At 57.4% G+C, this 18,797-nt stretch carries 15 protein-coding genes; 11 read left to right on the plus strand and 4 right to left on the minus strand.

Annotated elements, in window-relative coordinates; all coding sequences use genetic code 11:
- Nucleotides 1-37: 37 nt before the first annotated feature.
- Together MP439_03220 and thiL are read right to left on the minus strand one after the other, a co-directional pair.
- On the minus strand, nucleotides 38-364 hold the full coding sequence (locus MP439_03220; protein MCI2975071.1) for a hypothetical protein: 327 nt from the start codon (nucleotides 362-364) through the stop codon (nucleotides 38-40).
- 84 nt (nucleotides 365-448) lie between these two features.
- Complete coding sequence (gene thiL, locus MP439_03225) at nucleotides 449-1,354, minus strand: thiamine-phosphate kinase (GenBank protein MCI2975072.1); 906 nt, start codon at nucleotides 1,352-1,354, stop codon at nucleotides 449-451.
- Nucleotides 1,355-1,523: 169 nt separating this feature from the next.
- On the opposite strand from thiL, the gene MP439_03230 reads away from it, so the two are divergent.
- From MP439_03230 to MP439_03265, 8 genes are all read left to right on the plus strand, one after another.
- Complete coding sequence (locus MP439_03230) at nucleotides 1,524-3,293, plus strand: phosphoenolpyruvate carboxykinase (GTP) (protein ID MCI2975073.1); 1,770 nt, start codon at nucleotides 1,524-1,526, stop codon at nucleotides 3,291-3,293.
- Nucleotides 3,294-3,639: 346 nt separating this feature from the next.
- The gene (locus tag MP439_03235; GenBank protein ID MCI2975074.1) at nucleotides 3,640-4,812 is read left to right on the plus strand and encodes an MFS transporter; all 1,173 of its coding nucleotides are present in this window, start codon (nucleotides 3,640-3,642) and stop codon (nucleotides 4,810-4,812) included.
- Nucleotides 4,813-6,126: 1,314 nt separating this feature from the next.
- Nucleotides 6,127-7,383, plus strand: a complete 1,257-nt coding sequence (locus tag MP439_03240) for an ABC transporter substrate-binding protein (GenBank protein ID MCI2975075.1) — start codon at nucleotides 6,127-6,129, stop codon at nucleotides 7,381-7,383.
- An 84-nt stretch (nucleotides 7,384-7,467) separates the two neighbouring features.
- On the plus strand, nucleotides 7,468-8,346 hold the full coding sequence (locus tag MP439_03245; protein ID MCI2975076.1) for a branched-chain amino acid ABC transporter permease: 879 nt from the start codon (nucleotides 7,468-7,470) through the stop codon (nucleotides 8,344-8,346).
- 76 nt (nucleotides 8,347-8,422) lie between these two features.
- Nucleotides 8,423-9,331 (plus strand): branched-chain amino acid ABC transporter permease, encoded by a 909-nt coding sequence (locus MP439_03250; protein ID MCI2975077.1) that lies wholly within the window; start codon nucleotides 8,423-8,425, stop codon nucleotides 9,329-9,331.
- Entirely contained in the window at nucleotides 9,331-10,074 is a 744-nt protein-coding gene (locus MP439_03255) for an ATP-binding cassette domain-containing protein (protein MCI2975078.1), read from the plus strand. Before MP439_03250 ends, MP439_03255 begins: the two co-directional genes overlap by 1 nt.
- On the plus strand, nucleotides 10,061-10,756 hold the full coding sequence (locus MP439_03260; protein MCI2975079.1) for an ABC transporter ATP-binding protein: 696 nt from the start codon (nucleotides 10,061-10,063) through the stop codon (nucleotides 10,754-10,756). The genes MP439_03255 and MP439_03260 overlap by 14 nt, the downstream gene beginning before the upstream one ends.
- Before the next feature lie 922 nt (nucleotides 10,757-11,678).
- Nucleotides 11,679-11,858 (plus strand): hypothetical protein, encoded by a 180-nt coding sequence (locus MP439_03265; protein ID MCI2975080.1) that lies wholly within the window; start codon nucleotides 11,679-11,681, stop codon nucleotides 11,856-11,858.
- Between the two features lie 189 nt (nucleotides 11,859-12,047).
- Here the strand turns inward: MP439_03265 and hemH are convergent, their stop codons facing one another.
- Nucleotides 12,048-13,058, minus strand: a complete 1,011-nt coding sequence (gene hemH, locus MP439_03270) for a ferrochelatase (protein MCI2975081.1) — start codon at nucleotides 13,056-13,058, stop codon at nucleotides 12,048-12,050.
- 7 nt (nucleotides 13,059-13,065) lie between these two features.
- Nucleotides 13,066-13,209, minus strand: a complete 144-nt coding sequence (locus tag MP439_03275; protein MCI2975082.1) for a 50S ribosomal protein L28 — start codon at nucleotides 13,207-13,209, stop codon at nucleotides 13,066-13,068.
- A 119-nt stretch (nucleotides 13,210-13,328) separates the two neighbouring features.
- On the opposite strand from MP439_03275, the gene MP439_03280 reads away from it, so the two are divergent.
- The 3 genes from MP439_03280 to MP439_03290 all read left to right on the plus strand — a co-directional run bounded on the left by MP439_03280 (nucleotide 13,329) and on the right by MP439_03290 (nucleotide 18,610).
- Entirely contained in the window at nucleotides 13,329-14,969 is a 1,641-nt protein-coding gene (locus MP439_03280; protein ID MCI2975083.1) for a DAK2 domain-containing protein, read from the plus strand.
- 231 nt (nucleotides 14,970-15,200) lie between these two features.
- On the plus strand, nucleotides 15,201-17,363 hold the full coding sequence (recG, locus tag MP439_03285; protein ID MCI2975084.1) for an ATP-dependent DNA helicase RecG: 2,163 nt from the start codon (nucleotides 15,201-15,203) through the stop codon (nucleotides 17,361-17,363).
- Between the two features lie 872 nt (nucleotides 17,364-18,235).
- On the plus strand, nucleotides 18,236-18,610 hold the full coding sequence (locus MP439_03290) for a hypothetical protein (GenBank protein MCI2975085.1): 375 nt from the start codon (nucleotides 18,236-18,238) through the stop codon (nucleotides 18,608-18,610).
- Nucleotides 18,611-18,797: the final 187 nt, after the last annotated feature.

The raw sequence follows: 18,797 nt of genomic DNA on the forward strand, positions 1-18,797 counted from the left end.
GGGCTTACGGGATGAGCGCCACGATTCGAGCCTGGTGTCAGGACTCGCTGGTCGCCGTCGAATCCCCGGTGTCGGACTGAGTATCGGTAGCCGTCGCGTCGGTGGCATCAGCCCCAGTGGGGTTGACGAGTTGTTCTTGGGCCCGGATCGCGCTCACGAGGCGTTCAGTCTCTGATTTTTGCAACTCAGGCGTGATATCCTCATTGGCCGCACGGTAGGTAATGGAGCCGAGTTCGCGGTAGAGGGCATCGAGTTGGCGCTTGTTCTGCAGCTGGTCGATCTTTACCTGGCCTTTTTGGGCTGCTTCAGTGGCGCTCTGACTTAGCGTCTGTGCCTGTTCTTTTACCTTGTCAAACAAACTCATGGTTCTCCTCCTTGAAGCCTGAGTGTAGCCGATTCAAAATGACACGCTGTCGTTGTTGTAAGCGACGACGGCCAGTCTTGTGCTCTAGTGTCGGTAGCCGATGGGTGCAAGCGGACGGTTGCCAAGCATGCGGTGATTAACGTCGTCAATGACTCGCCCGATAACCAACGGTGTGCCCAGGTGTGCCTTGGCGAACTCATTGATGACCCTGGCATGATCAGGTGCGGTGAAGCACAACTCGAAGTCCTCGCCACCAGCGAGTGCCTCCAGCTCGGTGGCGCCCTCGGCGATGGGTAGCTCGTCGATCACGAAGCCTACACGCGAAGCGTCAGCGAGCCGGTGCAGGTCGATGGCGAGACCATCAGAGATATCGATCGCCGCCGTCGCACCCCCTCGAGCCGCTGCACGACCCTCCTGCACGCGGGCGATGGGATCAAGTAACGCCAAGCGGGTGCGATGATCGACGTCAAGGCCTTGGGCGAGGCGGTTGAACGCATGAGATGCGAGCCCAAGCGGTCCGGTCACAAAGATCGACTCTCCAGCATGTGCGCCGCTCCTGCGCAGTGGTGGGGTCGACTGTTTGCCGATGGCCATCACCGAGACAACGATCGTGTCCGCACGGGTGAGATCACCTCCGATCAGTCGGGTGCCATAGTGTTCGGCCTTGTGCTCGAGACCGATGAGTAGCTCCTCTGCGGCGAAGGACTTGGGGGCAGCGACGGTCGAGAGGATCCAGAGGGGTTCGGCCGCCATGGCCGCCAGGTCAGAGACGTTGACGGTTACGGCCTTTGCCCCAATCTGTGCCGGCGACCAATAGCCGAGGTCGAAGTGGACTCCTTCGACGAGTGCATCGGCGCAGACCGTGATCGCTTGATCACCGACGTGGACCATGGCTGCGTCATCTCCGAGAACGAGCCCCGTCGCATCCCAGGTTGCCCGACGGGCAATACCGTCTACGAGTGCGAGCTCATCCCATGCCTGATCGTCCAAGTTGCTCCGTTCATCGTGGTATTCTTTGCGGTGAAAAGTTGCCTTGGCCGCAAGAGTTTTGGCATAATCAATCTACTGTATTGAACACGCTACGGAGTTGGCGGGTTTCATGTGTTGAGTGCCGACGAGGCAGAGTTGACGCATGCAGTGAGGGAGGAGTAACAAGCTCATGAGGTTTACCAATCCGAAGGTGGTGAGTTGGCTTGACGAGTGGACCACGTTGATGCGCCCTGCACAACAGGTGGTACTCGATTCAAGTCCGGCAATGCGCGAGCAGCTCATCGCCACGCTACTAGAGCGGGGTACCATGCGCGCGCTTAACCCCGATCTCCGTCCGAACAGCTACCTTGCCTGTTCAGACCCGAGAGATGTGGCCCGCCTGGAGAGTCGGACCCTGATCTGCTCCGAGCGAGAGGTTGATGCTGGTCCCACCAACAACTGGCGTGAGCCTAGCGAGATGCGTACGATGATGCGTGGACTCTACGATGGGTGCATGCAGGGGCGGACCATGTATGTCATCCCCTTCTCCATGGGGGAGGTTGGATCTGCGTTCGCTATCTACGGGATCGAACTCACCGATTCCGCCTATGTTGCGCTCTCGATGCTGACTATGGCGACCGTCGATGATCAGGTGCGCAAAGAGATCGATGAGCGCGGTGTCTTCGTGCCTGCGGTTCATTCTGTGGGCTACCCTCTCATCGATCGAGAAGACGTAGCGTGGCCCTGCAACCCTGAGGACACCTATATCGCCCACTTCCCTGAGACGCGGGAGATCTGGTCCTATGGTTCGGGCTATGGCGGCAATGCGCTGCTTGGCAAGAAGTGTCTCGCGCTGCGGATAGCCTCGGTGGCCGCAAGGGATGAGGGCTGGCTCGCTGAGCACATGTTGATTCTGAAGTTGACCTCACCAACGAACGAGGTTCACTACGTCGCTGGAGCCTTTCCCAGTGCGTGCGGTAAGACGAATCTTGCCATGCTGGTGCCGACCCGGCCGGGTTGGCGAGCGGAGACGGTAGGAGATGATATCGCCTGGCTCCGAAGGGGAGAGGACGGTCGGCTCTGGGCTGTCAATCCTGAGATGGGCTTCTTTGGCGTGGCGCCGGGAACCTCAGTGAAGACCAACCCCATTGCCATGGAAACAGTGGCCAAGAACACCATATTCACGAACTGTGCGCTCACCGCTGATGGCGATGTCTGGTGGGAGGGGATGACGAAGGAGCCACCAGCGGGGCTCACCGACTGGCAAGGTCGTCCCTACACCGGAGATGGACCGGCAGCCCATCCGAACGCGCGCTTTACGGTCTCCATTCACGATGCACCGAACCTGGCACCGGAGCGAGACGGCGTGCCGATCTCGGCAATCCTGTTCGGAGGTCGCCGATCATCGCTCGTCCCACTCGTCACCGAGGCACGCAGCTGGGAGCACGGGGTCTTCCTCGGCTCCATCATGGCCTCAGAGACGACGGCTGCTGCCGAGGGGGCGACAGGGAGGGTGCGGCGCGACCCGTTCGCAATGTTGCCCTTCTGTGGCTACAACATGGCAGATTATTTTGGCCATTGGCTCTCCATGGCCGAGGAGGACACCGCGGCGCTGCCAAAGATCTACCTCGTGAACTGGTTCCGTCGGGGCGCCGACGGTGGCTTCGTGTGGCCGGGATACGGCGACAACGTTCGCGTGCTGTCCTGGATCATCGACAGGCTCGATGGACGGGTAGGGGCTCATGAGACGCCCTTTGGGCTGATCCCTGAGGCTGAGAGTCTCGAGGTCGAAGATCTTGGGCTGGGTGCGGACTGGTATCAGCACCTCTTTGCAATGGATCATGACGAGCTCGACCGTGAGGTCGAGTTGATCCGTGAGCACTATGCCAGGTTTGGTGATCATCTCCCCAAGGAGCTAGCCGTTCAGTTCGATGAGTTTGAGCGCTCTGTCCGGGGCTGACTGAGCAAGGCCCTTCGTCCCGGACGGGAAGAGCTTCAGGGTGTTGCCTTGACTGGCAGCTTGTGCCGATGAGGTCATCGGTAATTTCCGAACATTTGAGGTACGTACCTCGTAGTGGGTTTGGCGTTTGGGGCAACACTTCACACGGTATCTTATGGTGCCAGATTGTGGGTAGGAGATGTGGGCGCAGGCCCGACGAGGCAGTCAATGGCCGTTGCGTTAGAGACGAAGATCCTCTCGATCACATCCAGTGACTCGTCTGCATCGTGAGTCATCAGGATCAGATCGGCCGACGCAAATGCGTTACCTGGCCTTCGCTCGCCAGCTCATAGACTGCCATCAACCCATGAATCGAGCGTCACGCCTAGCCACACTCACGGTATCGGTCGCTTCAGCGACCGCCACCACGCTGCCAGTTTTCTTGACCGGAGCGCTCGCCGTGGTGATCCGACACCACCTTGGACTGAGCACCACCGAGCTCGGCCTTTGTGTGTCGACCTTTTTTTTCTCGTCGATTCCCCTCTCGCTCGTTGTTGGGCCGCGTGTGGCACTCTTTGGTGTCGAACGTCTGATGCGTCTGGCGGTTGGTGCATCAGTCGTCAGCCTGCTTACGATCGCGATCATTGATCGCAGCTTTCTTAGCATTCTGTTCTCCCTGATTGTTGCCGGGGCGGCCAACGGGGTGATGCAACCGACGGTGAATCAGTTTCTCGTTGGTCGGACTAAGGTTCAAGGCCAGGGTTTGTCCTTTGGCATCAAGCAGGCAGCGGTGCCACTGTCGACACTGCTGGCTGGACTCGCAGTTCCCTTGGTAGCGCTCACCATCGGTTGGCAATACGGTTACCTGGGTGCTGCGCTCTTTGGCACCGTTGTTCTCGTTGCAATCCCCCCGGCGTTGAATGCACCCCATGAAGCCAGGCAACGTGTCCGCACCCATCTTGTTGTCGCACCGTTGGTCGTTCTTGCCATTGGGATGGCCTTCGGTGCTGGCGCAGCCAATGCGATGGGTGCCTTTTTGGTGAGCTCGAACGTACACGCTGGGTTCTCTGCTGCAACGGCAGGCTATCTTGCTGCCTTGGGCAGCGCCAGCTCGTTCGTGACCAGAATCGCCTCGGGCTACTTCGCCGATCATCGCGAGGGGAGTCACCTTCGTGTCGTCGCGGCGATGCTAGTCGTTGGCGCCATTGGCTACCTGCTCCTTTCACTGGGTGGCCATGGTTATATCGTCGGCGCTATCGTGCTCGCTTATGCCGCTGGTTGGGGTTGGAATGGAGTGTTTAACTTTGCGATCACCAAGGTGTACCCCGGGGCGATTGCACACGCCACTGGCATCACCCAAGCCGGCCTCTACTGTGGCTCCCTGCTTGGGCCGCTCCTATTTGGTATCATTGTCGATCACATCAGTTTTGCTGTCGCCTGGCAGATTAATGCCGTCTTTGGCGTTATCGCCGCCTTCGCGATGCTCATCGGCAGCCGGGCTCTGCGCAATGAAGTGCTGAGAAGAGACGCTCAAGCCTGACGGCCTGGGTCTCGCCGCGTCGTCGCGCCACTCGACTCGGAAGTTCATTGTTGGGTGGCCGGTTTCGTCGTGTTGGTGCTCAATCGATGACGAGGGGTACGTACAGGTTGCGTATGCCTCCGACGCGGCCAGGCAGCACAAACTCACTCATCAACGGTTGGGGTCGCGACCGAACGTGCGACGGGTGAGCGTTTGGGCATGATCGTCCAGGGGTTGTGAGATCCTCGTGAGCTTGGGTCACCGTTGCCCAAGAACCCGGGATACAACCTCCCTGTGTGGCGAAGCAAGAGCGCACGCTTCGGGATCGGTGCCGACATAGGCGGGCTCACCCCAACAAGTCGGGGAGGTGACCGGAGTAACTCCGCCCCTCCTGGTTGTTCTGGTGTACCGACAACTACAGAGAAATTCTGTACTCAGTCAAACTGGCTCAAACTTTTCTGTCGTGCTTGTCATAAACTGATGGGCGAGTGCTCCCCATGGCGACTTTGTCGCTTCTGGTTCTTGACGATGACATACCTGCAAAGTCTTAGGGCAAGGCTGACGAGGGTGGCTTGTGAGCCGTCATCGTTCACGGCTTCCCTCGGGGATCGTGATCGCGATGTTGTTGCGATCTACTGGGTGTTGGACGGTGGCGAAGGCTTCAGCTGGCAGAACTATGCTGTTGCTGCATGAAATGCGGGATTATGCCTTCGATGAATGAATTTCGCAGCGCTGTCGTGCGAAGGCCAGCTGAGCTGGTCTCGATGTAAAGCGGGTCTAGTTCGTTGAGTGTCAGGGAATTTGCGTTCATACGTCTCCTTGACTCACACGTTCGGATCACCTCCCTCATTGTCATGAGCCTTCTCACGGTCTGTGTTGGGTTGCCAATTAATAATGGCATTAGAGTTCCTGAAATCATTTCTGAGGCTCTCACTGACGCCCCTAGTTGATTTGTTAGCTTGCTTGAGAAGCCTGGAAAGGAAGGTGGGAATTGTTCGACCCGCTCGGGAGGCCCAGACTTGATCGTGAAACGTAGCTGGTGGTTGCGATGGCCGGTTTGTAGTGCACTTGGGTATAGTTTGTCTGCTAAAGTGATTTTAGTTTATAGGATGCCTACGGAACCATTCTTACTAGGAGGAACAGATGTTCAGGCCTTGTCTCCGTCGGTGATTCAGTATACGAGTGGTGAGTATGCATCACGTTAGGCCAGATTGTTCCCGTGGCTGGGTTATCGCTGAGAAATTTCTGAAGAATTTGTTTAGTCACTGCATCAGACAGGGGCACTGGTGGTAGTGTTACAACTAGTTAGCACACTCTTAAGGGGGGTATTCATCGATGCGGTTTCTACCTGCACTTGGCCTGACGGCTGTTTTAGGCATGACGCTCGCAGCTTGCGGTTCATCATCATCGTCATCGTCGTCACCGTCTTCCAGCTCTTCGGCGCCCAAGGACATCACTATTGGGACGACGTACGCGGGATCTGGCGCCTATGCCACGTCATCGCTTCCTGAGCTTGATGGGTTGAAATTCTGGATCACACAAGAGAACAAAAAGGGCGGCGTCTATGTCGGCGCCTACAAGAAGCGTATCCCAGTCAAGCTTGTTGACTACAACGACCTGAGCTCCGCATCCACTGCGGCTACCCTCTATGAGCAACTTATCACCCAGGATAAGGTCAATATATTTGTATCTGACTTTGGGTCAGTGCTCACTGCGCCTGCGGTGTCCCTCGCTGAGGCTCACAAGGTGGTGTTGTTCGACCAAAGTGGGACTGGTATACCTTTCTTTACTCCTCAAAATCACGACATCGTTCTCTGTGATCTACCCGAATCTAACATTTGGCCTGGACCGCTCGCACAGTTCCTGATTGCTAAGAAGATTAAGAAGGTCGCGATTGTCTACGACACGAACGATTTTGATCAATCCCAGGCGATCACCCTGAAGAGTAAGTTGGCCGCAGCTGGGATCACCCCGGTTGTCTACGAAGGTGTTCCAACCAGTACTTCGAGCTACACTACCATTTTGCAGTCGGTCGCAGCGTCTCATCCAGATGCGTTACTCGAACTGGGTTATCAGCCAAACGATACCGCGTTTCTACAGAACCTTCAGTCTTCGGGCCAGCACTACAAGATGGTGTTTACCGTATTCCCGGGACAGCTGCTGAGCCTATTTCAGAGTCAGGTTGGCACAGCTGGACTCAAGTACACGTACACTTACGGGACGAACCTGTATGTTAACTACCCAACCGTGACGGAAGGCCTCAACACTGCTCAGTTCAAGACCCAGTTCGCGGCCGCCTACCCGGGTCAGCTCAACACGCTGTCGCTGCTTGGTTACAATACAGGGTTGGTGATTGAAGGGTCCCTGAAACACGCGACATCACTGAGTCAGGCGGCGATTCGTGCAGGCGCACAGGCGATCTCTGGGAATCTCACGACGGTGGATGGAAAGTTCGAGATCGATTCAGAGGGCGGACAGGTCGGAGAGCGCTTGCCAGTTGCGCAGCTGTTTCCGTCCAGTTCCGGGGTTGTACTTCACGCGGTCTATCCTTCGTCCCAGGCGACTGCGACGGCTCTCTATCCGGCTCCGTGACAGACGATACTTTACGTCGGTACGGCCGGTTTTCGGGGAGGGTGGACCCGCATGCAGTTTCCCAATGTGCCGATGGTGGTGTAGATGCTCTTTGAGTTTGCCGTAGTCGGTGGGTTGCTGCTAGGGCTATATTACGCTATGTTTGCTATGGGCCTCAACGTTGTCTTTGGGGCCCAGCGCATTGTCAATCTTGCCCATGGCGATATCGTTGTGCTTGGGGGATATGCCGCGTGGGAGTTGTACGAGACCTGGCATATATCGCCATTACTTGCTGTGATCATCGTGCTTCCGTTCTCGATTGGTTTGGGCTTTCTGGTTCAGCATTACCTCACACCGAGGTTGATGCAATCCGCTGATCCAGAGACTTTGTCCCTCATCCTGTTCTTTGGATTGTCACAGGTGATCGAGGCGATGGCGTCGATCATTTTTGGTCCGAATGAGCATTCTCTGCCGACCAATGCCATCCCCTCGAGTTCCCTGCACTTGTTCGGGGAATCGTATCCCGGAATCTGGTGGGTTTCAGCGTTGGTGGCGATACCGGTGCTCGGAATATTTTTATGGTTACTGTTCCGAACGGGTTTTGGCTTACGGATCCGTGCCGTAATGTCCTCGCCTATCGAGGCGGTAACGGCTGGATTAAATTCTGGTCGTGTGTCGGGGCTTTTCTTCGGTATAGGGTTTGGGCTGGCGGCGGTATCCGGCACGGTCGGAATCTTTATTTTTGGGGGAGTGTCCCCGACGGATGGTGTGGCATTGACGATCACAGCCTTTGCAATTATCGTCTTCGGCTCCTTGGGCAATCCTTGGGGTACCTTGGTTGCTGCCCTGATCTTTGGGGTTGTCTCTCAGTTGGTACAGGTCTACGCGTCTAGTTGGACCAACTTGGTTCCCTATGCGTTGGTCATAGTCATCATGCTGTTGCGACCACAAGGTCTACTCGGACGGAGGCAGCGTGTCGCTTAAGTTCTCCGAAAAGGACGATGCTACGAGTTCCAAATGGTTGACGCGAGCGAGATTCGGCGGATATATATCACCCGGCTTGGCTGCTGTAATTCCAGTTCTGGTCTTTCTCATCGCGGTACATGTGTACGCGAATGAGTTGCTACTTGTCGACATGGCGGTTTATATCGCTCTTGCCCAGGGAATTAATATCATCTATGGATTCACTGGCTATCTGCCTTTTGGTTATTTTGGTTTTTTCGGCATCGGAGCCTATGTCGGTGGTTATGGAATTCTGCATTGGGGTTTGCCGGGACCCGCTTCGGTACTCGTTGGCGCGGTGAGTGGAGCTATCGCGGGAGCAATCCTGCTTCCCCTCTTCCGACTGAGGGGAGCATACTTCGCCCTGGTCACGCTCGCCGTTGGTGAAGCGTTCTATGCCATTATCTCGAATCCCTCGCTCACTAGCATTACCAACGGTCCATATGGACTGAATCTTGCCGCGGCGTACTCGTCCGGCTGGTCGTTTGGCATGGCCGTCGGGCTCGCCGGGGTCGCGATTCTCATTGCGGCGCTGATTAGACGGTCTCATTATGGGATGACACTGAAGGCGATCAGGGATGATCCGGAGTCAGCCGCGATGGCTGGCATCAACGTTGGTCGAGACCGATTTTACGCCTGGATCATTGCTGCTGTGATCGCTGGCGCCGGTGGTTCGATCTATGGTTGGGCGATCAGTGTGTTCTATCCTCAGGATGTCTTTGATGTGACCATTTCGGTGCTTGCCATCGTTTTCGCGCTGTTCGGTGGGGTCGGGAGCATTTGGGGTCCCACAATTGGTGCTGCTCTGCTCTATGCGATCTATAACGTGGTGGGTGTTTCGAATCCACAGTATTTCCAGCTGATCTATGGTTTGATCATCATTTTGCTTGTTCTGTTCGCACCACGGGGTTTGGCTGGGTTGGTGGAGATGGTGAAAGGGCGACTTGCACGGGGGAGGGTGAGCTGATGGAGGGGACCCCAGCAAAGGGGGTTGCATCACCCTTACTTGTCGCTGCCGATCTCGTTACCCGTTTTGGGAAGTTCCGGGCTCTCGATGGCGTCTCGTTGTCAATCGGTCACGGGGAGGCCGTCGGACTTGTCGGCCCCAATGGTTCCGGCAAGACAACCTTCGTCAATACCGTGTGTGGGTTGTATGCTCCGAGCAGTGGGAGCATTGTGTTTCATGGGGTTGACGTGACTGGGAAGCGGCCGGATCAGCTGGCCGCAGCTGGGGTCAATCGAACCTTCCAGATCCCTAAGCCATTTTTTTCTCTCACTGTTCGCGAGAATGTCTCCGTTGCGGCTCAGCATGCGCGCGCACCGAAGGATATTGATGAGGTGTTGGCTAAGGTCAACCTGTTAGAGGTTGCCAGTAGCTCTCCGAGCGCGTTGACGGCCGCGCAACAAAAACGTCTTGACTTCGCTCGGGCGCTTGTCATGTCGCCTCGCTTGTTGTTCGTGGATGAGTTGGCTGCGGGACTGTCCCCCGGTGAGCTCCAAGAAGTGGCGACAATGCTGCAGTCGCTGGTAAGTGAAGGTTTGGCCCTGGTTGTCGTGGAGCATCTGATGGGCTTTCTTGAGCAGGTAGTTGATAGGGTTTATGTTTTAACCTTGGGACGCGTTGTTTTTGAGGGACGATTGCGCGACGCACTGGCGGACGAGGGGGTGCAGGAGGTATTTCTGGGGAAGGTAACCAGTGCTGGCGGTTGAGCGCCTGGAATCAGGCTACGGACGAATGCAAATTCTTTGGGGTGTTGATCTTGCAGTCCAGGAACACGAGGTGCATGTGCTCCTTGGCGCAAATGGTGCTGGGAAGTCAACGTTTCTCAAGGTATTGGTTGGATTGCTTCCAACCTGGTCAGGTCTCGTCAGTTTCGATGGTCGTGACATCAATGCGCTAACAGCGCGTGAACGTGTCGATCGTGGGTTGGGGTACACCAGTGAGGCTGGGATCTTTCCTGATCTGTCGGTTGATGACAACCTTCGCATTAGTGCCTTGAGAATTCCCGCGTCTGAGAGGAAGGAGGCCATCGAGGCAGCGTATGCGCGCTTTGATGAGTTAAAGTCGCGGCGCCGTACGTTGGCAGGAGGTCTCTCTGGCGGACAACGAAAGCTCGTTGCCATCGCCCGCGCGCTCGTCGGCCAGCCGACTATTCTGGTGATGGACGAGCCGTCCTCTGGTCTCTCACCACGGTATGTTGCCGAAGTAGTGGAGCGCCTCGGCGAACTACGCGGGACCACTACGCTGCTCATCGCCGAGCAAAATGTATCGTTTCTAGAAATCGCTGACTCTGTATCGGTGCTCGAGGGAGGAAGAGTGAAGTTCTCGGGCTCAACGGGAGAGTTCGGCAACAATGAGACACTGCGCGAGGCGTTCTTTGGCTTAGAGTGAAGCGTACCCTTGCTCCCAATCGGCTTGGTGTTTGGTAAGGCATGTGGTGTGCGACATGCTGGGGCCGGGCCGACTGTCCCCGAGATGTTTCTTTGTTGCGCAAAGTCAAGGTGCTGTGGTCGCAGGAGATGATGTATCAACCCATGCTGATTGCGGCGGCAGCAGCGGATCGTGACATTCCTGGGTTAGTCAAGCAGCCATATCCGCCGCGATTACGTTGCGCCGCTAGGAGCGTGCTAAATAAGTCATGTTTCAAGAAAATCACAGCTCGCTGACCGGGACTTTTAGCATCTCAGTTTGGCAATAATCGGGCTTATTCAGCACGCTCCTAGTGGAACTTGAGCGTCATGGAACCAGTGCTGAAGTTACGTTTGGTGATTGCTTCCTGCTCGTACTGCTCAGTTCGCTACAGTGGCGTACGAGTGTCGGAAATGGTATCGGCGTGGTTCGCGCTCAATCCGCTTGCTGGTTGGGCACGGGAAGGCATCCATGCGTCCTCATCGTTTCGAGCTAGTGCGGAACCCGCATACTGGCGGAGCCAGTCTGTCCGGTCGGCGAAGCCGTAGTGTCGTAGCTTGAGGTGTCGCGGGGGAGTGTTTTGGCCTTGGCCCTACCTCCTACGGTGCAGCTGGATGGCCCCTTGGGTGTGGCGTCGGGAGGCTGGAGGTGTGGCGCGCTTATGCACTACGGATCGGCTTCGGGCACGCATCTCTTTGTTGATGGTTCGACCATGTCCGGAGAAAACTCGGGTTTGCCAAGACTCATTTGTGGTGATCGCTGGTACTGCGCGAGAAGTCAGACAGCCCAGATTGGTACGCGACGGCTCCTTGTCGTCCGAACAATGAGGTGTTGGGGTGTCAATCTCGTTCCTATAGACCAATCGAGCGATAGAGGGAATGATGGGGGATCAGGAGTCGCAAGTATGGACGTCGGTTTGGTTGCGTGTGTGGCACATGGTGCCTGCTGGCTGCGGCCAAGGCACGATCCAGGCAAGACCAACGACACCGGGCCAGAGCGCGCCACCGCTCCCGTTCAACTCGGTTCGGTGGGACGTAGTCCCACCGGCAAGGCCCAAGTAGGCGGTGATGTCATCGACGATTGATCGGTCGTCATCGGTCCAGTCAGCCAGGGTTGGGTATGACATAGTGTCAGATTAGCTATGCTCGTACCCTGGCGCTCGTTATCGAACGTGTCGTTTGCTCGTCACCGTGATGGCCCCGAATCGTGGTCGCCCCGAATCGTGGTAGCCATTGCAGATGTTTTGGTTCAATGTGAGCTGGCTGTATGGATGTTATTGGTGAGGTGACGGCTCGGCGCCCGAAAGGCAACAGCCCGCATGGCAGCGAGCTTGGGACCCTGGTATGTGGGTGTTGGGGTCCTCGCCCTTCGTCCAGGCTGCGACCAGCTCGGTGAGCATCGCGAGAAAGTGAGGGGAGGTTCCAGCGGTCGGGAGTCGTTCGAATGAAAGTCCACGTTCCACGGCCGCATCCCTTGCCAGGATATCGAGGTCGTAGAGGACCTCTTGGTGGTCGGATATGAAGCCAATCGGGATCACGACGATACTGGTCAACCGTTGGTCGGAGTTGGCTGCGTCACGGATGGCGTCGGCCACGTCCGGAACGAGCCACGGTGTTCTGGGGTTGCCAGATCGACTTTGATAGACCAGCTCGATCTCTGGCCCATCGGGGAGGAGCTCCTGGAGGGATGCGCAGATGCTGGCGAGCTGATTTTCATACTCACAGGTCGATGCCATCGCTGAAGGAATAGAGTGTGCTGTCGCAAAAACCCTAGTGGTGCGCGGATCGATAGAGTTGTGAGTTGCGAGATGGTCTTCGAGGATACTTCTTTGTGCCGCCACAAAGAGTGGGTGTTGCGAGAACGGCTTGATGGTCAGGGTTTTGAACTCGACCTGACAGCCCTCAAGGTCTTCGCGGTACTGGCGACAGCCTGAGTAGGAGCTATAGGCCGACGTCGGAATCACCAGGACTTCATCGACGCCATCACGACGCATCTCGTCGATGGTGTCGATGAGATAGGGATGCCAATTGCGATTGCCGAAATAGATGGGCAGTTTAATCCCGATCTCGTTGAGTGCAGCGTCGAGTTGACGGATCAACTCTCGATTGAGGGCGTTCAATGGGCTCGATCCACCAGTCGCAAGGTACTGGGTGGCAACGAGACGAAGACGCTCTTCGGGCACACCCCGGCCACGCGTGACGTTTTCGAGAAACGGCATGATGTCTGCGGCTTGTTCTGGTGATCCAAATGACTGCCAAAGAATGGCTCGTCGAGTGCTGGTCATGCGATAGCTAGGGCTTTACCAACCTGTTGGTGCGGATGCAGGACGTGCACACATTGCGCCGACGAGGCGTTCCGTTCTCAAGAACACGAATTCGCTGAATGTTGGGGTTGAAACGACGCTTGTTGCGTCGGTGAGAATGCGAGAGGCTCATCCCAAAGCCGGGCTTCTTGCCACAGATTTCACACACGCTGGCCACGCTTGGGCTCCCTTCGGAAACGGTTTTGCAAACAACTGACTTTTTTGTCGACCCTCTAGGCTATCATGCCCTGAGTGGATTCAGGGCAGTTTCGGCGCGCAAATGAGGTGCAATCAGGTTTACGAGCAGCACGAGCAAGCCTCGAGCGTCATCGTAGTGCCATCGATCGCCTCAATGTCTTTCCCGTTCCCGATGGGGATACTGGTTCGAACATGCTTGCCACACTGAGCGCCGGCGTGGGCGCCCTCGATCAGATGGGCCAAGCCGAGATTGCAGACTGGTATCGACCGATTGCTAAAGCCACGCTTTTGGGTGCTCGGGGAAACTCAGGCGTTATCCTGTCCCAGATTCTCCAGGCCGTGCTACGAGCATTGAGTAGCGACGAACCGCTTGAATCGGCTTGGCATCAAGCACTCGCCGAGGGATCCGCCGCTGCCAGCGCTGCGGTGTTGAATCCAAAGGCCGGCACGATGCTCAGCGTCATCGCTGCTGGTGCTGAGGTTGGACATGGTCCGATTCAAGACAGTCTTTCGGCAATGCGAGCGGCTCTTGAGTACACACCTGAGCAGCTGGCAGTTCTCAAGCGTGCTGGGGTCGTGGATTCCGGTGGCGCCGGACTTATCGTTGTCTTGGAGTCCCTGGCTGGGGCGCTTGGCATTCACGTGGAGCATGAGGATGAGTACCCCTGGCTAGAGCGAGCTGGCGAGTTGACCGATGCGGTGCTTCCAGATCTGTCGACGGTCGAGCTCGAAAGTGCCGGCACCTCGGAGATGCGCTTTGAGGTTATGTTTTCGTTGGAATCGGCGCCAACTCAGGTCGATGCCATGAAGACCGTCTGGTCTGGGATCGGTGACTCGATTGTGGTGGTCGGTGCCGAGGGTGTCTATCGTTGTCACATCCACACCAACGAGATCGGTCCAGCGATCGAGGCTGGCATCCAGGCGGGGCCGGTGTCGGATATCTCGGTTACCGACTTGTTGCACCAGATTGATGAGTTGGCGTGGGTGCGTGAGGGGTTGATGAACCCCGAGGCGCCCGAGGCTGGTCAATGCACTGGTGTGGTGGCTGTTGCGGCGGGTAGTGGTATCGCCAGACTCTTCAAATCCTTTGGCGTCCAATCGGTGGTGGTAGGAGGTCAGGGACGTAACCCTTCGATCAAAGAGCTACTCGACGCCGTGCAGGCAACAAACTCCGAAGCCGTGTTGCTATTGCCGAACAACTCGAATATTCAGGCCGCAGCCCAGTCAGTCATGCAGTTGGTCGATCGGAGGGTCGAGATTATCCCGACCGTCAATGTGCTAGAAGGGTTCGCAGCACTGATGGCCTTCGATCCAGGATCGACGATCGATACCAACGTGGAGCACATGACCGCGGCTGCTCGACAGGTGGCCTGGGGCGAAGTCACGATTGCGGTGCGCGCAGGCTCCTTCGAACACGGCGGGCAACGCGGCGAATTTTCGGTTGGGTCGTTCATCGGCCTCGGAGCCGACGGAATCCTGGCGGCCGGCAGCGACCTCGAGGTGGTGGTGATCGAGCTGGTCGACCGGCTATCCTCGCCGGACTCGGAGATCGTCACGCTACTCGTTGGAGAGGGTGTCGACCAGCGAGTCGTCACTTCGATCGAGCACCAACTCGAGGAGCACTACCCCCAGTTGACCGTTGAGATCCATCATGGAGATCAACCGCTGTATCCATTCCTGGTCGGGGTCGAATAGTAGCGTCCGGTCATCGATACCACTGACGCCTAGGATTCGCCCCCTGGGCGCTGTGCCTCGGTGTCTGAGCGCTCATCACCGGGCGGGGCTGACAGCAAAGGCAGTAGTTTGCTGGGGCGTACGAGCTGAGAACTCGCTCGACGCGCGACCGATCAGCGACCTCGGCTCCCAAGATCGACCTCGCACAACGAGTAGCCTGTTCGAGTAGACGGATGTGGAGATAGGAGGCGCGTGGGAGCAGTTGTTCGTCTGGATGAGTTGACCCGAGCGAGTGTCAGTCAGCTGAGCGGCATCGGTCCAGCGCGAACCCGCGCGTTGGCGGCCCTTGGGGTCGAGACGGTCTATGACCTCGTCACCTACTTTCCACGCCGCTACATCGACCGCTCTCGTGAGGTGCCGATCGGTGAGGCAATCCCCGGTGAGCAGGTCCTCCTGGTCGGTCGTGTAATGGATGCACGGCGCATCCCGACCCGAGGTGGCCGGGTCATCGTTGAAGCTCAGCTCGTCGACGCGTCGGGCAAGATCACGTTGACGTTCTTCGGCCAGCCCTACCGCGCCAAGCAGCTGTCCTCCATCGTCGGTGAGGTGGCGGTCTTTGGGAGGGTCGAACTCTTTCGTCGACGCCGCCAGATGACGAATCCCTTGGTCGACCCGATTGGTGACAAGACGGGAGCCATCGTCCCGCTGTATTCGTTACGTGAGGCTGCTGGCTTGAACTCGTCGGACATCGCGCGAGCGGTAGCCCAAGTCTTTACCGAGTACTCCGAGTTCGTCGACATCGTTCCGCCGTCGCTGCGGGGGCATTTGGGGGTGTACGACATCTACCAGGCGCTGTGGCAGCTGCACTTTCCGACCAACGAGCAGACTCGACAGGTGGCTCGCAAAAGTGTCGCCTTCGACGAGCTCTTCCTGCTCCAGGTCAAGCTAGCCCAGCTCAGAGCCGAACGCGAGGCTCGCGCTGTGGCGACGGTCCATGATGCGAACCCATTGCTCCCTGGATCTGCGCGGCTCCTAGGGGAGTTTCTTGCGCATCTTCCCTACGAACTCACCGCCGGCCAGCGAAGTGCGATCGCTGAGATCGCAGAGGATATGGGCTCGACAAGGGCCATGCATCGACTCTTGCAAGGAGACGTCGGCTCCGGCAAGACCCTGGTCTCGGTGGTGGCGATGCTAATCTCCGTACAGAGTGGTCACCAGGCGGTGCTGGTCGCACCCACCGAGGTGCTTGCCGAGCAGCACTATCGTTCCATCAGCACGCTGGTCGCCGAGGCTCGCCTACCAGACAACGCGACCGGGCGCCTCTTTAAGGGGGAGCCTCGCCCGGTCACGATCGATCTGTTGACCGGGTCGACGCCAGCGGCTCGGCGACGTCGTTTGCTTGGTGACCTAGCATCTGGTGCGCTCGATATCGTGGTTGGTACGCACGCGCTCTTTAACGACGAGATCTCCTTCGCGTCGCTTGGGTTGGTGGTGGTCGATGAACAACATCGATTTGGTGTCGAGCAGCGCTCTGCGCTGACCGATCGTGTGACCCTCGATCAGGGAAGCTCACCGGACACCCTGGTGATGACGGCGACGCCGATTCCGAGGACGGCGGCGATGACCGTCTATGGGGACCTCGATGTCTCCGTGATCGAAGGACTGCCGCCAGGTCGCCAACGCGTCGAGACCCGCTGGGCGCGTACGCCGATGGAGGCGAATGAAGCCTTTGGACTCCTGCGCGACCAGGTCGCCCAAGGGCGCCAAGGGTACGTGGTTTGCCCGGTGGTGGATGAAAGCACCAAACTCCAGTTACGAGCGGTGACCGAGGAGTTTGAACGGCTCCAACAGGCTGAGTTGAGCGGACTGAGACTGGGTCTGATCCATGGGAAGCTCTCCTCGGCGGCCAAGGATGAGGTGATGGGGGCCTTTCGTGCCCAAGAGATCGATGTGCTGGTGGCGACCACGGTGATCGAAGTGGGGGTGGACGTTCCGAATGCGACCGTGATGATCATCGAGGATGCCGACCGCTTCGGCATCGCCCAACTCCACCAGCTCCGTGGCCGCGTCGGGCGTGGGGAAGAGCAGTCCTACTGTTTTCTTCTTTCGGAGGTCGACTCTACGGTCGCCGAGGCGCGACTTGGCGCACTTGTCAAAAGTGATGATGGCTTTGCCCTTGCCGAGATCGACCTCGAGCTCCGAGGTGAGGGGACGGTGCTCGGTGGCCGCCAGGCCGGACGAACCGACCTCAAGGTTGCCTCGCTTAGCCGTGATCGGGAGCTCGTTCTCGAGGCCCGTAAGCATGCCAGGGCGTTGATCGCCCAGGATCGATCACTCGAGCATCATCCTCGTTTACGGGCGATGCTTCAGGCGCTCTTTGGGGAGGATGAAGCGGATTTCCTTCTGCGCAGCTGAGCGAGCAGTTACCTTTTGGCCCGTTGTGTTGCCAATGGTCGATTGGGCGCAGTCGTTGGCCAAAGCGATGGATCCGCGGCTGGGTCGACGGTGTCATTGGCGAAGTCGAGAAAGAGCTTCTCACCCGCTTGGTGCTCAAAGTGCATGACCACCTGATTGATCTTCTTCCATTCTCGGCAGCGAGCGCAGAACCGTGGGTAGCTGAGCCCATTTGGATCACGCTCCTTGTACTTAGCGCCAGAGAAGCTGAAGCGTCAGGTGCTGATGCGTTGCGAGCTCGGTGGCCACCTTCTCCCAGTCCGGTAGCCCAGGTGGACTCTTTGGCGTCTCAACCGACGGAAATAACAACTGCTCTAAGGCTTGTGCGGCCATGCTCTCTGGCAGCGGCCATGCTCTCTGGTGCTCTGTGGCCTTCTCGAGATACGTCGCCACGCTTGGCCGAGAGACTCACTGCCTCATATGTCGATAGCACTCATGTCAAGTCCAAACCCAAGAAATCCCCGCCATTTGTGAGAATACATGCCGATACTCTCTACTACCCTAGGCAAGAACCTGCTGTTTAAGGCTCAATTTTGGGGTGAAACTGGATTGACCTGAGGGGAACTTCGGCCTTGGGCGACGGGTTTGCTGGCGCAGCACGTTGTGGTATTGGCTCAACATGACCCATCCGGAGCTGGTGGTTTAACGCTGGAATGTCCAGTGCGTTATGTGGCCACGAACATCCCAGTTATGATTCCCTTGCTCCAAAGCCATCAGTGGTGAGTTGCCCATGGATGGCCAACGCAGTTGTCTTTGAAGGGTGGGCTGCCGCTTACAGGTGGATGATACCCAGGTACGGTGTGGTCACCCCTCGGTAGAGTGAAGGGGTGACAATGGATGACTTAGCAGGTGCCATTGCGGTGGCGTTGGATCGGTACGGCTGGCCCGAAGCCGTACGTGGCGTCGAACAGTTTTGTATCGACTTTGAGGATGCAAACGATCACATCAGGCATAAAATGCTCGACATCGAGCCTCGCAGTACTAGAAGTAGGGTGTTCGATGCGATGCTGGCTGGGCTTGCCGGGGACCTTGCTCTCCATCACGGGCTGAAAGTACCACACTCGGCTCTTAATCCCGAGCGATCGGTGGACGACAAGTGGTGGTTTGCGACCGACACACCGAGTCTAAAGTGTAATGCCCCACCACCTAAAGAACTGGGACGACAAAACCTAAGCATCCGACGATGCGAGCTGGTCTTTGCGTTGTGAGATGCTCGGGCCTAGGCGACCCTCTCTGCTACGGTGACCTGGAATCCGAGAGCTTCAATTCGCTTGCTCAGTCGCTTTACCTGAACCGTTGGATCGTCGTGGCTCTCGAAGTAATTGGCACCTGATTCTTCAGATGCACAAAGGATAGCACAAGCATTACCTGCATCTGTGGTGTGCGCTCGTTCAT

The sequence above is a fragment of the Ferrimicrobium sp. genome (genome assembly GCA_022690815.1).
Lineage (GTDB): Bacteria > Actinomycetota > Acidimicrobiia > Acidimicrobiales > Acidimicrobiaceae > Ferrimicrobium.

Coding starts and splice junctions, on each gene's coding strand:
- MP439_03220 (MCI2975071.1), bottom strand. CDS start 364: ATGAGTTTGTTTGACAAGGTAAAAGAACAGGCACAGACGCTAAGTCAG.
- MP439_03230 (MCI2975073.1), top strand. CDS start 1,524: ATGAGGTTTACCAATCCGAAGGTGGTGAGTTGGCTTGACGAGTGGACC.
- MP439_03235 (MCI2975074.1), top strand. CDS start 3,640: ATGAATCGAGCGTCACGCCTAGCCACACTCACGGTATCGGTCGCTTCA.
- MP439_03240 (MCI2975075.1), top strand. CDS start 6,127: ATGCGGTTTCTACCTGCACTTGGCCTGACGGCTGTTTTAGGCATGACG.
- MP439_03245 (MCI2975076.1), top strand. CDS start 7,468: ATGCTCTTTGAGTTTGCCGTAGTCGGTGGGTTGCTGCTAGGGCTATAT.
- MP439_03255 (MCI2975078.1), top strand. CDS start 9,331: ATGGAGGGGACCCCAGCAAAGGGGGTTGCATCACCCTTACTTGTCGCT.
- MP439_03265 (MCI2975080.1), top strand. CDS start 11,679: ATGGACGTCGGTTTGGTTGCGTGTGTGGCACATGGTGCCTGCTGGCTG.
- hemH (MCI2975081.1), bottom strand. CDS start 13,058: ATGACCAGCACTCGACGAGCCATTCTTTGGCAGTCATTTGGATCACCA.
- MP439_03275 (MCI2975082.1), bottom strand. CDS start 13,209: ATGAGCCTCTCGCATTCTCACCGACGCAACAAGCGTCGTTTCAACCCC.
- MP439_03290 (MCI2975085.1), top strand. CDS start 18,236: ATGGATGACTTAGCAGGTGCCATTGCGGTGGCGTTGGATCGGTACGGC.